Here is a 15,890-nt window from a genome sequence, read left to right on the forward strand (position 1 = left end):
GTTTTATCTCAGGGGCGCTCAAAGAAACCATGCGCCTGTCCGCTGTAGCAAAAAAGACCATGAGCGATCATATAGACCAAGTACTTACCAACAGGGTATTCGGCTTTCCTGTCTTCATTCTGTTCATGTATCTCCTTTTCCAGGGCACATTCACCATCGGATCATATCCAGTTTCATGGATACAATCAGCTGTTGACATTGCAGCGCATGTATCTGAAAGACTCCTCCCCGACGGCATGATCAAGGAATTGATAATAAATGGCATCATCGGAGGCGTAGGTGGCGTCCTTGTATTCCTACCCAATATAGTCTTATTGTTTCTGGGGATAAGCCTCTTTGAAGATACAGGATATATGGCAAGAGCAGCCTTCATAATGGACAGGGTGATGCACACCCTAGGGCTACACGGTAAGTCGTTCATTCCCCTCCTTATGGGTTTCGGATGCAATGTCCCGGCCATCATGGCCACCCGCACACTTGAAACCAGGCGTGACCGCATCCTCACTATCCTCATAAACCCGCTTATGAGTTGCTCTGCCAGGCTTCCTGTGTATGTGCTGCTTGCCAGCGTCTTCTTCCCCGGCAGGGAAGGCAATATAATCTTCTTCGTTTATATCCTCGGGATAGTCCTTGCTATCCTAATGGGACAGTTATTTAAACGCCTCCTTTTCAAAGGCGAAGCCGCACCTTTTGTACTGGAGCTCCCTCCATACAGGCTCCCGACCATCAAGAGCCTCATTATACACATGTGGGATAAGGCAAAAGTATATCTTCAAAAGATGGGTGGGGTAGTCCTAGCCTTTTCCATAGTGATCTGGTTTCTCGGGGCATTCCCAAGAAATGTGCCATATAGTCAAGACTATCCGACCCAGAAATCATCTATCGAAAAGGATATAGCGGCTGCTTCACAGAGCAACGATCCATCTAAACAAATGCAGCTAACGGGTCAACTAAAAGAAAGACTACGCACTATAGAAAGGAAAATGGCCAAGGAACGCATGGCGCACAGCTACATAGGTCGCATAGGAAAGGCTATCGAACCGGTGCTCAGGCCGCTTGGTTTTGACTGGCGCCTAGGGGTGAGCCTTCTTACAGGATTTGTGGCGAAAGAGGTGGTGGTGAGCACCATGGGCGTGCTGTTTCAGGCCGATGACCAGGGGGAAGATACCCATGACCTTAAAGATGTCCTTCGAAAAAGCGGTCTTACTCCAGCCACCGCCCTTGCCTTTATGGTCTTCGTGCTCATTTATACGCCTTGCATAGTGACGATTATAACCATCTGGAGGGAGACGGGCTCTGTTGGCTGGACTGTATTTACTGTAAGTTATCTACTTATACTTGCATGGATTGCGGCTTTTTTGATAAAATGGAGCTGCCTTGCTATGAGATGTCTCGCATCAGGAAATTTCTAAAAACCAACGGAAGAAAGACTACCCTTTCTTTAATGGAGGGAGGAGGGCCTGCGGCAAAAAGAAAGGGTAGTCGAAATGAATTTTTACAAATCTAAAATATGTTCAAAAGATTCAGCGCCAGGAGCAAAAGCCCTACAACCGCAATCCTTTTTACCATTAAAGGGCTCACCCTTTTGGCTATCTGTGGACCTATATAACCCCCAAGTAATGCCGCAGGGAACATCGATAAAAAGAGTATGAGATCAAAATTTCCGAACTGATAGTGCCTTATAGTACCCATAAGTGTGTTAAAAAAGATGGCAAGGAGCGAACTCCCGACAACAATGTACATCGGAAGTCCCATGCCGACAGTCATAAGTGGCACTATGAAAGGCCCGCCGCCGAAACCAAACATGGAAGACATAATGGCAATCAAAAAGCCGCCGATACAACCGATAAAGAGATTGGCCTCAAATTCCTGTCCCCAAAATTCTACTTTCATATCTGATTCTCCTTTTTAAGTTACTTTCCGGCCTTTGCAGCTGCCTCTGCCGCTTTTTTCTTAAATTCCTGGAGGATGGCCTTTTCCTTCTTGTTCTTTTCTATGTAACCAGGTGTAGTTTGCCAGAACATGAGAGCAGCAAGAACTATGAGTATCCACCCAAAGAAGAACTGAAACTGAGAGAGTGTAATGAGTTCAGTAAGTTTCGGACCGATAAATCCACCAGCCATCATGGCTATCCCGATGGAAATACCAAGCTTCCAGTTTATGAATTTAATCTTTGAATAGTTATATATGCCGCTTCCCTGCGAGAAAAGGATGGTAGGCATGACTGTACCTGCTACGATTGTATGAGGCAGCGGAAAGAGAGAGAGAAGGATAGGATTCAGAATGAATCCGCCACCGGCCCCCATAAGGACGCCAAAGATCGAGATGATCAGACAGAGTAGAAATGGCCATAAAAGATTGAGACTTGTACCGGCATTTGCAAGATAAACCATTGGGAAACTGATATGATTTTCAAACGTGGCCGGTTCGCTTTTAACTTTATCGGCCACCGCTACTATATTGTATTTACCTGGGGGAGAACCAGACGGGATATTGACCTCTGCCTTGAATTTACCGTCAGGCGCCGTATCAACTGTTGCATCAAATAGTTTTCCGGGGGACTTGAATCGGCTTTTTACTAGCTGCATAGAGTGCCTTCTATTTTCCTTTGCATCCATAGGCGGGAGCAACTGACCCCTTGAACCGATAATGCTTGCAAGAATGCTCGCCTGATAACGTTCTATATTTATAGTGGCAGGGGCGATATAAGCATCTTCTGCGCCAAGTTTCTTTAATGCATCGGAATATTTCCATTTAGCCCCTTCCTTTTTTATCTCTGTAAGTATATCAGACTTGTCTTTCGGCAGGATTATCTTGTAATAAGCGGGCATTTCATATGTCATATAAAAAATGTAAGGGATCTTGCCGGTCTCTTTATTAGGCTTGTTGTCAAAAAAGTTTGCACGCGCCCGTTTTTCATCAGAATATACCTCAAGATATACAGGTTTTCCTGGCGGCGCGGTGCCAGTTACTGTAATGACACCGCCATTATCAAGCGCAGTCTTATCTATGTTGATTGTGACAGATGATATATTGGCGCCTACTTGACCACCAGCTGTATTGGCTTGGCCAGCTGAAGTGGGACCCATACCTTGTTGAGGAGACTGGATCCCACCTGTTTGAGAATGGGCCGTAGAGATTATGGAGAACATAACCATCATAAATACAGACAATACAAATAAAGCTGTTTCCTTTCTCATAGCTCCTTCCTTTCAATGGATTTTATTTTCCTTGGATAATACCTACTGCTGCCCTCCCCTTTCACCTCCTTTATTTATATTTTTAGATCAAGGCTCAACAAAAAGTCAAAGAAAATTTGAAGATAAAATCAAAATAAAGATAAAATTTGCATTAAATGAGCCAAGATGGGGTCATATGTTCAGTAAATATATCAAATCCCTTTTTATGTTCATCAAATGTAGCTCTCGACATCTTATCGTTTACCGTTTCATGGCGACGCGATATTGCATAAGTCATAGTATCGAGCAATAAAGTAAAATCTATATTTCTTACATATACATTTTTAGGTACTTCAAGATGGGCAGAAGAGAAATTCAATATGCCTTTTATTCCTGAATTGACAAAAAGATCTGCAATTTCTTGCGCCCTTTCATTAGGTACAGCTATAACACCAAAATCGATATCTTCTTTTTTTACAATCTCCTCTAGGGTAGTTATAGATTTTATAGCCAAATTGCCGATCATTTTTCCAATATTGGCCTCATCCAAATCAAAGGCTGCCACAAAAAAATAACCTCTCTTTTCAAATTGACCATACTGTAATAAGGCTTTACCTATATGTCCGATGCCGACCAACGCCATGCGCCATCTTTTTTCCAGACCTAGGATGCTTTGTATCTTCAAAACTAGCTGCTCTACCTGATAACCGACGCCGCGGACGCCAAATTTGCCGAAATACGAAAGATCTTTGCGCAATTGAGCAGGATTTACATTGGTGAAATGGGCCAGATCGGCCGATGAAATCACATGTTTGCCATCCCTGAGCAGGCCTTGCAGATAACGGTGATACATCGACAGTCTCAATACAGTTGCATTGGGGATCTTTTTGTTATTCAATGGCGCCTCCTTTCATTAAGGACAGATGCCATATGAATATGCAAATTAGATACCAAGTTGTGAAAAATTAAATCTTATATAAATTCAATTAGTTATAATTATAAAAATATTTTTGGATGATGAATGTTTTGATTTATAGCAACAGTTTAGTTGCTTTAATTCTTAAAATTATATTAAAAAAGCCAAGTTCTTTTAATCACTAATTAAAATTTTAAAAAATTTGCAACAACTTTGTTGCATTTGAAATTTTTTCATTTTTGCATCATTGTCATTTCTTTCCATATAAGTGCTGTCAATCTGGCATCGTCCAATGCTCGATGAAGCCTTATCCCTTCCGGTAGATCTCCTAATAAATGCCTTGCGACTGTCTCCAACCGATGATTGGATAAATGGGGCAAGAGCCGTCGGCTCAACTCCAAGGTACAAATACCCTCATTGAAGAGATCGAAACCGATATATCTAAGCTCATGCCGCAAAAAGCTAAAATCAAAATGTGCATTGTGGGCTATTAATGGTATCTTGCCTATGAAGTTCATGAAGGCAGGAAAGACATCCTCGGGCATAGGTTGACCATCAAGCATATCATTTGTAATGCCGTGGATACGTGTAACCTGCAGTGGAATCTTCTGAGAGGTATAAATAAGACTTGAGAATTCGGCTGTGATGACGCCATATTTTATTATTACCGCACCTATTTCAATTATTCTTGCACCAGATCTAGGGGAAAGACCTGTTGTCTCAAGGTCAAAGGCAGCAATTGGAGACGACATGTCTTTTTCAGCGCTCGAGCCAATAGTTGGGTGACTCCTTTGTAATGATGACGTCATGCACATGACTTTCTTTCAGACCAGCCTGAGTGATCCGTACGAAACGGGCCTTTTGCCTCAATTCCTCTATGGTACTGCAACCAAGGTAACCCATACCTGAACGGAGACCGCCTGTAAGCTGAAAGATTGTAGCTGCTATAGGCCCTCTATAGGGCACCCTACCCTCTATGCCTTCAGGGACAAGCTTTGCCGGAGACTCGACCTCATTTTGAAAATATCGATCCTTACTGCCCTCCTTCATCGCCCCTATTGACCCCATCCCTCTATATACCTTATAGCTCCTGCCCTGCAGCAGCTCCAATTCACCTGGGCTCTCATCGGTACCAGCAAGGAGACTGCCTATCATTACACAGTGTGCCCCCGCGCCTATAGCCTTGGTGAGGTCACCTGAAAACTTGATACCTCCATCTGCAATTATGTATTTTCCATATTTGTTTGCTACTACGGCGCAATCATGGATTGCGGTCATCTGTGGGACACCTACACCCGCTATGATACGCGTTGTACAGATGGAACCCGGCCCCACCCCGACCTTTATGGCATCCGCTCCTGCCTTGATAAGGGCTTCAGCGCCCTCAGCAGTTGCTACATTCCCAGCTATCACCTGCGCAGTGGGGAAGGTCTTCTTTATATCCATTACCGCATCTATCACATTCTGCGAATGTCCATGCGCTGAATCTACAACGACGACATCGGCCCCGGCCCTCAAGACCGCTTCTACATGCTCCAGACGATTACGTCCCACCCCGACTGCAGCTCCAACCCTCAATCGCCCAAGGCTGTCTTTACAGGCAAGGGGATATTTCTTAATTTTTTCGATATCTTTTATGGTAATAAGACCCTTCAAGTTACCCCTGTCATCTACAACCAACAATTTTTCTATCCGGTGCTTATGGAGAAGCGCCTTGGATTCTTCAAGTGTTATACCTACCGGTGCTGTAATAAGATTTTCCTTTGTCATCACCTCCCTGACCTCAAGATCCCAGTTAGTCTCGAAACGGAGGTCCCTGTTTGTCACTATACCGACCAATTTTTCCCCTTCAACGACAGGAACGCCGGATATTCTATATTCGCGCATTATCTGCTGTACTTCCCAGATACGCTGTCTTGGAGTTACTGTCACTGGCGCCACGATCATACCGCTCTCTGACTTCTTCACCTTCTCTATCTCCTTTACCTGGGCTGTTACGGGCATATTTTTGTGAATTATCCCTATTCCACCCTCTCTCGCCAAGCTTATAGCAGTATCAGCCTCGGTAACCGTATCCATTGCAGCACTCAGGATAGGGATGTTGAGCCTGATTTCACTGGTAAGCTGGGTGGAAATGTCCACCTCTGACGGCAACACGCTCGAATGGGCCGGTACAAGCAAAAGATCATCAAATGTATAGGCCTGAGGTATAGGATGGTTCAACATGAATGCCAAGCTCCTTTTGAACAAGATTTATAAGAAGGCCCAATAAAAGGCCACCGTCTGTTATGATCATATCTTTGAGATTAAAAGTTGATAATACACTTAAAAAAATCGCGATACCAGCAGGAAGTATGTCAGCCCTTTCAGGCTCGAGACCGAGGATCGTATTTTTCTCCAAGGGTGTTTTTGCCTTGATAAGGCAGGACAGAAGGTCGCTAAGCCCATCGGCGCTCAATACAAGCCCCCTTATGCGGCTCGGCTCATATCTGGCCATCTTGATAAACATAGCCCCGGCTGCGGTCGCGCTCCCACCCGTCCCTATCAATATCTCAGGGACAGTATGCCCAATATCTCTTTTTGCATCATGGATAGACCTTGCAACAAAGCGCCCCAATCTTTCAAATTCCTCACCCGACAAGACGCCCGTTCCAAAAAATTTTTCAGAGAGCCCTACAGCCCCTATGTCAAGACTACGACTGAAAAGTATCTCGCCGCCTCTTGCGAGGATAAGCTCTGTACTGCCACCGCCGACATCCGCGATCAGCGACATTCTATTACTGATACCTTTTAGGCTGTAATACACCCCCATGGCGCTGAGGCGCGCCTCTTCATTTCCGGCAAGTATCTCTATATCAAATCCGGCATTTTTGGCCATATCTATAAAGACAGAGGCATTTTCCGCCTTCCTAAGGGCAGCCGTGCCGTAGGCAACCACCCTGTCGATATCATATCCCGTGAGTAGGTTCCTAAATCTTTTTAAAGCAGCGACGCCGTTTTTGATCCCACTAACCGAAAGCCTTGGTGCGGCTGAAAGCCCTTGGCCGAGACGTACATTCACACGTTCGGAACAGCGAATCTTAATTCCGCCAGCCTCCACATCTACAATGGCCATTCTAAAGGTTTGGGAACCTATATCAAGTACTGCAATAGTCTTTTTCATTTTTATTAGATTTCACACGGCCAAACTGAGGCTATAGCAAGACAGGCTAAAAATAGCCTATAATATCAGAAAGGCAAAACCCTATAAAGTCAACAAGGAAACGGATCGGATCAAACGGCATGAAAAAGAATATACTTATAGTCGAAGACAATAAAAGACTTGCCGAGTTATTTGCACAAGCCCTCTCTGAAAGATTCAATACCAAAACGGTCTGTACGTTCAAAGAGGCGGAAAAGACCGCCTTCAATGAAATCCACGGCGCATTGTTGGACATACAGCTCCCGGATGGAGATGGTTTGGGATTGATAAGACCGATAAAGGCTGGAAATCCATCTTGCATAGTTATTGTCGTCACCGCCTATGGGACCATACAAAAAGCCGTCGAGGCAATACGGCTTGGCGCAACGGACTTTCTTGAAAAACCAGTGGATATAGAAGCCATGTGCAGGTTATTTGCCGAACATATCCCGCTTGAAGATCAACTAAACATCATTGCAGCATCCCATCAAATGAAAGAGGTCTTAAAGACCGCCGAACTCGCGGCGCCAACCATGCTACCGGTGCTTATCACAGGCGAAACCGGTACAGGGAAAGACATGCTCGCCCGTTTTATACACAGAGAGAGCGGGCGGGCGGGCTTCATAGCGATAAATTGCGCCAACCTTACCCCCGAACTCGCCGATTCCTTGCTATTTGGTCACATAAAAGGGAGCTTTACGGGCGCCAACGAGACCCGACAAGGTCTGATCGCGAATGCAAACAATGGAACGCTCTTTCTTGACGAGATAGGCGACCTGCCTCCTGCCGTCCAGCCTAAATTTTTAAGATTCCTTGACTCCGGTCTTTATATGCCGATCGGGGCCTCGATTGAACATAGGAGCAATACAAGGGTTATTGCAGCCACAAATCGTGAGCTTAACAGAGAAAGTGGCTTCAGAGAAGACCTGTTTTATCGCCTTTCGAGCCTTCCTATACACGTACCACCCCTAAGAGAAAGACCCGATGATATTATCCCTTTGGCCTGTTTGCGCATACAGGAGATCGAAAGGATGTCCGGCGGCAGGATAACCATCGAGAGGGATGCAGAGGCGTTGCTGTTACAATACGACTACCCTGGAAATGTCAGGGAGCTCTTCAATATCATTGATAGGGCTTCGGTCTTCACTAAAGGGAATATCACAGCCGAATCATTGAAACTATTGCTAATACGCCGAGACGATCAACAAGAAAAACGAAGTGAAGGCAAGGATGGGCTCTGGTCCGAAACAAAAAAGGAAACGCTCAAAAAGGAAAAAAGACTTATCCAAACCGCACTCGAAGCTACTGGAGGAAATAAGGCGGCGGCTGCCAGGATGTTAAAGATCAGCTACAAAACCCTCTTGAATAGATTAAAACAGTTTGGTTTATAATAAATAAAAAATCGATCCCCCTTCCTAATATTGGTAGGGGGATCGAACAGGCTCTCCTTAAAATGCATATTGCAGTGACAATACGTACCCACCGCTAAAAGCCGTTTCAGAGACGGAATTCTTGTCGCCTGTATTCGCATATGAGGCTACAAGCATCAGATGATCATCATAGTTTAGGCTATATATCCTTCCCATAAAGAATGGGTTGAATAATGCGTAGGATCATTTTTAAAGACTTTGCCCACATCGGCATCCTGTTCGTATTCAAGACCAACTATAAACTTCTTGAGGACGACTGTCTCGACATTGCCGAAAAACACTGTGTCTCTATGGTCGCCAAAGCCAAGCACCCCTCTTACATAACCAGTGGTGGACAAAAGGCCGGCATTTAATATTATAGGCATAGGGAGGTTTCCGAACATCTTTGTAGCAACTAAATAATAATCGGCATCCGAGCTCTTCCTTAGCTTTGCGTCGAACCCAGTATTTTTCCAAATCAATCCGGCCGATATCGCTGGCATGAGCCCTATGCCAAAGTCGCCTTCCTTGATCATATTGACCTTCATGGACAGATTGTCCTTGTCGATGTTCTGAAGTTTTTTACATCAATAAATTCATGGCCGTAGCCTATCTCAACCCGGTTAAGTAATGTCTCATTAATACCCACGCTCCACCAGTTGATATGGCTCTCGGTAAGCCCTACGTTCCAGATGCCGATCTGCGGCCTTGAAATCATACCATTCCCAAGCAGTCCTTTGTCACCACCTTTAAGTGGATTAGCCACATAGGCGAACGGATTAAGGGCACACCCCCCAACCCCTTATGTTAGTAAGAGGCGCACCTGCCATGGCTACACCGGAAGTAATAAACAACGCAATACCCCTAAAACAAATCCTGCAGTTTTCATCTTCATACAACGACATCTCCCCCTTTAATAATTTATTTTTTTTACCTTTTATCTAATTTTATCTAATCCTCTCCTCATAGGCTGAATACACCGAGAAAAGGCCAAAAAAATCTCTTGCTGATGATTTTCGTTCTTCAGCCATAAAAAAACCTGATTCTCCGACTGATTATCGCTTTAAATCAGGAAAATTACATTCGATATATTGCAGGTCTGATTTTAAAATGGGGGGGGGCAGATTGCCCCCCGAATTCATTTGTCTTTAGCGGCCCATACTAGATAAAAGTTGGGAGCCCTTTGATTGCTGCAAGGAGCATCTCCCTTCTGCCAGGAGGCAGCGAGCTTACCTTCTCCCATTTTCTTTCATGCGGCGCGCATTTTGTAAATAGGAGGGATATATCCTTCTTTTTGCCTAGATAATAGATATTAGGACCAATACTGACCTCTTTTGAACTCAGGCGCTTGGCACCCTTTTCGTGCACGAGTTTATAAACCTCTGACTTCTTGTCAGAAAGATCTCCGAATATACGGGCGTCGACGATGCATGTCTTTACACATGCAGGGATCTCACCATGGGCAATGCGCTCGATGCAGAACGTGCATTTGTCAGCCTTTGGCTCATCAAGCTGCTCGTTTAGATATCTTGCTCCATATGGACAGGCAGCCACACAATTGCCGCAGCCTATACAGCGATCTTTTTCTATGAGAACGACGCCCGTAAATGGATCTTTATATGTGGCCGCAATCTGCATCTTTTTTACTTCACCGGTCTTTGGATTCTTAAATTCCCTTACAACCTTGTCTGCCGGACACACCCCGACGCAGACCGGATGATCACAGTGATTGCACAACCCAGGCCAGAATGTGTATGAAAGCCCCTCAGGCGTCTTGTCAGGACCAAGGCGCTTCACCCAATTCCTATGGTAGGGCACCGGAACCTGCCACTCCGCCCTGCATGCAAGGGCACACGCATGGCACCCCACACAACGATTCAGATCTATAACCATGGCATATTGGCTCATTTTTTATTTTCCCTCCTTAAGCGGTCTTTTTTATTTCAAAACGCGGTATCTCAGGTGGAAGCGGCCTTATCTCAGGTATATCCAGGGTCTTGCCATCCTTGATAAGCCTTATAAAACTGGTTCGGTGAGAAGATGATCCGACATAGGGATCATTCTCATAACGCGTAATCATGAATTGGTCACTTGCGCCTTTGTTGTAGGCCTTGGTAAGGAGTGGGGATTTACTTCCAAATCCATGCGGAAGGAAGGCTGCATCCGGTCTCATTCCAGCAGTCACCTTCACCTTGACAGGATTTGATTTCTTCCCGTCCTGATTTTCCATTACCACAATATCGCCGTCTTTTATCCCTATCTTGGCAGCCACCTCGTCGTTCAGCCACAGTTCATTTTCCGGCATTTCGTTGTGAAGCCAGAGATTGTTCATGGTGCGACTGAATGTATGCATGGGCACGCGGCCATAAACAAGACGCATATAGCCCTTCGGCGGTGCTGTAACAGTTATAAACTTTGGCAATGGGTCGAGCTTGTTCTTGGCAAAATCCTCCACATAAAGCTCATACTTCCCAGAATCGGTGGGGAGCTTCAATTCCTTTCTGCTTCTATAAGGCTTGGAGGGGAAGGTTAAGATGCCACCTTGGGCATTAAGCTTTTCAATGGAAAGACCAAGCGGCTGTAGCTGCAGATTCAGATAATCCTGCTCCTTTTCATATGGAAAGACATTGATATTCATCTTTCTTGCCAGTTGATGTGCAACCCAATATGGGGACCTGGTCTCAAACATGGCGTCGACCACTGGCTGGCGGATGGTCAGATAGGGCGTGAGGCCGTCATAGGTATGAATCGCATCATAACGCTCAAGATACGTGGCGTCAGGCAAGATGATGTCTGACCATATCGCCGTCTCGCCTGCGAGCATCTCAGAGCAGAAGATGAAGTCAAGCTTCTTTATGGCCTCCATTGTGTCATAGGGATTTGAGATGGTCTGGAGGATGTTTACACCGTTTATACCCCAAAGCTTTATGGGATACGGTTTGCCTGTGAGGGTAGCCTTTATTATATTCGCCGTAGGCGTACCAAGAGCCTCTGCATAGGGATATTCAGTCTTCAAGGAAATTGCAGGCGTGTTTTCCTCCACCTCAACCTCCATGCCTTTTGCCTTATCAGGCTTTACTGGCGTCTGAAAATATATACCGCCGGGCACCGCAACGGCGCCCATAAGGCCATTGAGGATTGCCAGGGCCTGATGTCTGCCGACATCTTCCTTGCCGTACCAAGTTGAATGTCTGCCCGGATGAATGGCCACATTGGGTCTGTGCTTAGCCAGAAGCTCTATGGCCTTCCTCATCTCATTTGGATTAAGATCGCATATCTTGGCCGCCCATTCGATGGTATAGGGTTTTACTGACTCACGCAGCTTTTCAAAGCCGTTGCAGTGGTCCCTCACAAACTCCTTATCATACAAATTTTTCTGTATGACATAGTTGATCCACGAGAGAAGAAGCGCGGTATCCGTGCCAGGACGTATGGGCAGATATATATCCGCCTTGTTAGCAGGAGCAGAGAACCTCGGATCAACAACTATGAGTTTCGCCCCTTTATTGAGACCCGCCACAAACTCACGGACATGAGAAACATGGACGTTTTCACCTATATGGCTCCCCACAAGAAGAATTACCTTGGCATTGCCCATGTCTATATACTGTCTAGTCCCTGATACGAGGTATCCAGCCGTATTCAAATAGGCCACGGCAACAGGGCCTACACACTGAAAGAACGCCGGCTCGTTTGTATAATTTTCAGTACCCGTAGCCTTGAATATCTCACGCATGAACTCGGCTGACGCCCCATGATCAAAATACGCAATCGCATTCGGGCCGTATTCCTTCTTGACCTTTTGCATATTGTGCACGATCTCATCCAGGGCCTCATCCCAAGAAATCTTGGCCCACTTGCCCTCTCCACGGGCCCCAATTCTCTTCATAGGATATTTCATCCTGTCAGGGTCATAAACGAGCTGAACCCCTGAATTACCTCTCGCACAGACCCTTGGCCCATTGGATGGGCTCTTGGGATTGCCCTCAATCTTTACCAATTTACCGTCTTTTACCTTGCCTACTATCGGACAACGCCAAAAACACATCTCGCAGACGCTCGGCACCTCTTTGGCCCCAAGACTTCCAGGCAGACACTGTGGTGTTGCGCCGGCTGTAGCGCCCTGGGATACGGCGGGTCTAAAAAGCCCCCTCCCTTGAAGCTCCATAAGGCCCAAAGCCGCACATCCTGCCGCGGAAAGTTTAATAAACTCCCTTCGTTTCATAAAGAACCTCCATTCTTAAGATTTGATTCACCTTCATGACAAAACTCCTTTTCGAGGCTTGTTAGACTGGACATTGTAATCCTGGCGATTGTCTCATAATAAGGATTAGGATCGGCCTGTAAGATACAACCAAAGAATTCGGGATACCATTTCAACAAGTGTCCCTTAAGAAATCTACACAGCAGTTCCGCCTGCCCTGAATCAATCAGGAGGCCTACAAATTCGAGTTCATAAAATATGTGGTCAGCTGGCTCAGGACCATCCAGAGGCTCAACGCCTGCCTCTAGATAGAAACGGATAGTATCGTCATACCCCTCCTGCATCAGACGCCTGTTGTTTGAAAGATAAACAGAGGCATAAGGAGGGGCTGGTGTCTTGCGCGGGGCGTTAATGAAAAGACGTGTATATTCAGCCTGAAGCTCAAGCAAATTTTCAGCCGAGATAGAATTTGCTAGTGCATTTGCATCTAAATTGCCCGACTCGATAACTGTCGGGAATCCAGCAATTAGGTCAACAATCCCTTCATTTGCACTCGGCGGCATATCAGGAAACGAAAATGCCTCTGACAGGCGATGAAAGACAGAAGCCGCATCCATTGGTGGTCAATAATGCTCCCTGGTCAATTTTATATTTGCCACTGCACCGCCTCACAATGAATGGTTATTCAGCTTTTTTAGCGAACAAACAATAATAGCCCTACATAATTAATTGTGCAAGATATTTCAATACAAAATGATTTGATTTTGAATTAAAAAAAGGAGAAATAGCTATGTACTACCATCTTAACAATTGAAAATGACTTATAGTCAGGCAGGGCATAAATAATCATTTGTGCAAATTTTTGTTCAGGACCCCTTGTTACTCCACCACCCATACGGTACATTTTTTGGCATAATGAACTACCCTATTCGACACGCTGCCGAACAGAAATTCCTCTTCCTTCGAAACCCCCCTCCTTCCGACTACGACCGTGCCAAAACCACACGCTTCCTGTTCGGCCAAAATTTGATGAGATATACTTGGGCCCGTAGATTCGACATAACGCTCGGAAATCGACTCATTGGCCACGCCCATTGATTCAAGGATATGCCTCGCCTCCTTAAAAAAATCCATTATTTTTGCCATCATCTCAAGACGCTTGGCCTCCCAGACCTGCTCATCAGGAAAGGTGTCACGCTCCGGCGGCCTTGCTATATGAAGCAACATTATCTCAAAGCCCTTTGCATTTCCTACGATCTCGCCTGTATATTCGACCGCCCGCCGTGCATTTTCTGAGGCATCGACGGCTATCAATATCTTTTTAAAATCCATTATTATCCCCCATCTTCAATAAAATTATACCTTTTTCGTAAATACCCTTTTGCAGATATCGAGTTCTCTGAGAAACTCATCGACACTCTCATAAAAGACCTCAACATCGCTTGAAAAGTGCATACAGACCCTATTCAATTCATCTGGTATATAAGGAAACACCTTTTTAAGATTTACAAGCCTGTTCGGATAAAGTAATGAAAAGTCCCCGGGGACAAGTCTGGCCTCAATCCGTCCGAGACCCTCTATCGCCTGCAGATTATATATGCCCTTGCCAGCCAAAAAAATGAAAATACTCCCAAGCCCGAAGATATCAAGACCAAATGGGTTCTCGTGAAAATCATATGTGTAGTCAAAGTCTATCCAACGATAATGCCCTGTGCCGCTCTCAATCCACAGATGGTCTCTTCTTATGTCGCCGTGTTTTTCGCCTTTTGAGTGTAAAAACTCTATCGCCTCGCATGCCCCCATGAACTTCTCGAGGATTTCGGGAAAGAACTCAAAGAAATATGTCCTATGGTCAGCCTCGATATCCGCTACCGTCTCATCAAGCCTCTTGCCTCTGATTATGTCGATTATCCTGACCGGATTACCTCTTTCATCTTTTATAGTAATCCCCTGCATGAAACGCCTGTCTCCACGGACGAGTGCAAGGATTCGCGCCTCTTTTTCAGGGCTGCGATAGCACTTGACAACGAGTTTGCCGAGCTGAAGCGGAAAGCTCTCATGAAATACGAGTTTTAAAATACGACGGTCGCCTGTCTCAAGCACTGTGCAACGCTTGACCCAGTATTTCGGGTCTTCTATACCGAAGCTTCTCTCGGCCTCATCTCTCAGTACAAGATAATGGAGCCCGCCCAAGGCGATTACATCACCATATGAAATCTCCATATACTCGGTTGTGTCGGTGAAGATCCTGCCGAATCTACCGATAGAGAGGTTGGGCCTGAGGTCTTTGATGAGCTGCCGGACGTCTTCCGACATACATATTCCATTATTATCCTTTTCTCTATTTGACCCCCTTGCCGGTCAAAAACGGCCCATATTTCTTGTCGGTTACGCCAATATGGTCCACAAGCCAATTTTTAAGGAAATTCAAGAGTTCGAAATCCAACATCGCAGCGCCCCTGTCAAACTTATCTTTGAAATCCAGGACCTTTTTTACCAAACTTGCATGTATCGCCATGTGTTCTTTGGTCTCTGGATAGCTGTATTTCTGAAAATAGTCTTCTTCCGTCTTGAAATGATATGCAGTATATTCCACGAGTTCATTCAATATCTTTCCGGTGACCTCCTTGCCCTTGCCACTTTTGACCACATCGTGAATGGCATTTACCATCCCTACCAGCTTTTTGTGCTGCTCATCGATCGATTTTATTCCGACACTCAGATTGGGCCCCCATGAAAAAAATTCATTAGACTTCCCGCTGCCCTTTTCCCCTGTCGCCGCCCTCTTTGTAATATGTTCGCTCGAATATGAAGAAGATGTCTTTTTTGACATCATATTCCAGTGCATATCTTCCTTGACTGATTTATGAACCAACCCATGTCCGATATCATCAACCCTTGAATCACGGCCCTCACCCTCCAGGATCCCCATCCACCTATACAGATACTCCATCGTCTGTTTAAAAAGCGGGTCAACCTCAGTTTCAAAATACTCCATCAG

Annotated in this window: 16 protein-coding genes; 2 read left to right on the forward strand and 14 right to left on the reverse strand. The window is 45.4% G+C overall.

Going from position 1 to position 15,890, the window contains the following annotated elements; translation table 11 throughout:
* On the forward strand, positions 1 to 1,412 hold a 1,412-nt coding region (gene feoB, locus ACP5SG_RS06910), incomplete at its 5' end, for a ferrous iron transport protein B (RefSeq protein ID WP_428123075.1).
* Between the two features lie 91 nt (positions 1,413 to 1,503).
* On the opposite strand, the gene ACP5SG_RS06915 is transcribed toward feoB, so the two are convergent.
* The 6 genes from ACP5SG_RS06915 to ACP5SG_RS06940 all read right to left on the reverse strand — a co-directional run bounded on the left by ACP5SG_RS06915 (position 1,504) and on the right by ACP5SG_RS06940 (position 7,258).
* The gene (locus ACP5SG_RS06915; RefSeq protein WP_269137048.1) at positions 1,504 to 1,893 is read right to left on the reverse strand and encodes a sulfite exporter TauE/SafE family protein; all 390 of its coding nucleotides are present in this window, start codon (positions 1,891 to 1,893) and stop codon (positions 1,504 to 1,506) included.
* A gap of 20 nt (positions 1,894 to 1,913) precedes the next feature.
* Positions 1,914 to 3,200, reverse strand: a complete 1,287-nt coding sequence (locus ACP5SG_RS06920) for a sulfite exporter TauE/SafE family protein (RefSeq protein WP_428123078.1) — start codon at positions 3,198 to 3,200, stop codon at positions 1,914 to 1,916.
* Between the two features lie 151 nt (positions 3,201 to 3,351).
* Positions 3,352 to 4,077: a redox-sensing transcriptional repressor Rex gene (locus tag ACP5SG_RS06925; RefSeq protein ID WP_424661400.1), complete on the reverse strand. Its 726-nt coding sequence runs from the start codon at positions 4,075 to 4,077 to the stop codon at positions 3,352 to 3,354.
* Positions 4,078 to 4,328: 251 nt separating this feature from the next.
* Complete coding sequence (locus ACP5SG_RS06930) at positions 4,329 to 4,847, reverse strand: 3'-5' exonuclease (protein ID WP_237888116.1); 519 nt, start codon at positions 4,845 to 4,847, stop codon at positions 4,329 to 4,331.
* A gap of 7 nt (positions 4,848 to 4,854) precedes the next feature.
* Positions 4,855 to 6,321: an IMP dehydrogenase gene (gene guaB, locus ACP5SG_RS06935; protein ID WP_237888115.1), complete on the reverse strand. Its 1,467-nt coding sequence runs from the start codon at positions 6,319 to 6,321 to the stop codon at positions 4,855 to 4,857.
* The gene (locus ACP5SG_RS06940; protein ID WP_424661401.1) at positions 6,284 to 7,258 is read right to left on the reverse strand and encodes a Ppx/GppA phosphatase family protein; all 975 of its coding nucleotides are present in this window, start codon (positions 7,256 to 7,258) and stop codon (positions 6,284 to 6,286) included. The genes guaB and ACP5SG_RS06940 overlap by 38 nt, the downstream gene beginning before the upstream one ends.
* 119 nt (positions 7,259 to 7,377) lie before the next feature.
* On the opposite strand from ACP5SG_RS06940, the gene ACP5SG_RS06945 reads away from it, so the two are divergent.
* Positions 7,378 to 8,667: a sigma-54-dependent transcriptional regulator gene (locus ACP5SG_RS06945; protein ID WP_424661402.1), complete on the forward strand. Its 1,290-nt coding sequence runs from the start codon at positions 7,378 to 7,380 to the stop codon at positions 8,665 to 8,667.
* 173 nt (positions 8,668 to 8,840) lie between these two features.
* On the opposite strand, the gene ACP5SG_RS06950 is transcribed toward ACP5SG_RS06945, so the two are convergent.
* The 8 genes from ACP5SG_RS06950 to ACP5SG_RS06985 form a co-directional block, all read right to left on the reverse strand.
* Positions 8,841 to 9,233 (reverse strand): DUF3034 family protein, encoded by a 393-nt coding sequence (locus ACP5SG_RS06950; protein ID WP_424661403.1) that lies wholly within the window; start codon positions 9,231 to 9,233, stop codon positions 8,841 to 8,843.
* Positions 9,230 to 9,451: a hypothetical protein gene (locus tag ACP5SG_RS06955; protein WP_428123085.1), complete on the reverse strand. Its 222-nt coding sequence runs from the start codon at positions 9,449 to 9,451 to the stop codon at positions 9,230 to 9,232. Before ACP5SG_RS06955 ends, ACP5SG_RS06950 begins: the two co-directional genes overlap by 4 nt.
* A 395-nt stretch (positions 9,452 to 9,846) precedes the next feature.
* Positions 9,847 to 10,593, reverse strand: a complete 747-nt coding sequence (locus ACP5SG_RS06960) for a 4Fe-4S dicluster domain-containing protein (RefSeq protein WP_237888111.1) — start codon at positions 10,591 to 10,593, stop codon at positions 9,847 to 9,849.
* A gap of 16 nt (positions 10,594 to 10,609) precedes the next feature.
* Complete coding sequence (locus ACP5SG_RS06965; protein ID WP_424661405.1) at positions 10,610 to 12,910, reverse strand: molybdopterin-containing oxidoreductase family protein; 2,301 nt, start codon at positions 12,908 to 12,910, stop codon at positions 10,610 to 10,612.
* Positions 12,907 to 13,506 carry a TorD/DmsD family molecular chaperone gene (locus tag ACP5SG_RS06970; RefSeq protein WP_424661406.1) on the reverse strand — a complete coding sequence of 200 codons (600 nt, stop codon included), beginning with the start codon at positions 13,504 to 13,506 and terminating at the stop codon, positions 12,907 to 12,909. Before ACP5SG_RS06970 ends, ACP5SG_RS06965 begins: the two co-directional genes overlap by 4 nt.
* A 262-nt stretch (positions 13,507 to 13,768) precedes the next feature.
* Positions 13,769 to 14,221 (reverse strand): universal stress protein, encoded by a 453-nt coding sequence (locus ACP5SG_RS06975; RefSeq protein WP_237888108.1) that lies wholly within the window; start codon positions 14,219 to 14,221, stop codon positions 13,769 to 13,771.
* A 24-nt stretch (positions 14,222 to 14,245) separates the two neighbouring features.
* A complete protein-coding gene (locus ACP5SG_RS06980; protein WP_237888107.1) occupies positions 14,246 to 15,205 on the reverse strand; it encodes a serine/threonine protein kinase in 960 nt (319 codons plus the stop codon).
* Between the two features lie 25 nt (positions 15,206 to 15,230).
* Positions 15,231 to 15,890: bacteriohemerythrin (locus ACP5SG_RS06985; RefSeq protein ID WP_428123091.1), on the reverse strand; the 660-nt coding region annotated here is incomplete at its 5' end.

Source organism: Dissulfurimicrobium sp., from assembly GCF_049968175.1.
In the GTDB taxonomy this organism is placed as follows: domain Bacteria; phylum Desulfobacterota; class Dissulfuribacteria; order Dissulfuribacterales; family Sh68; genus Dissulfurimicrobium; species Dissulfurimicrobium hydrothermale.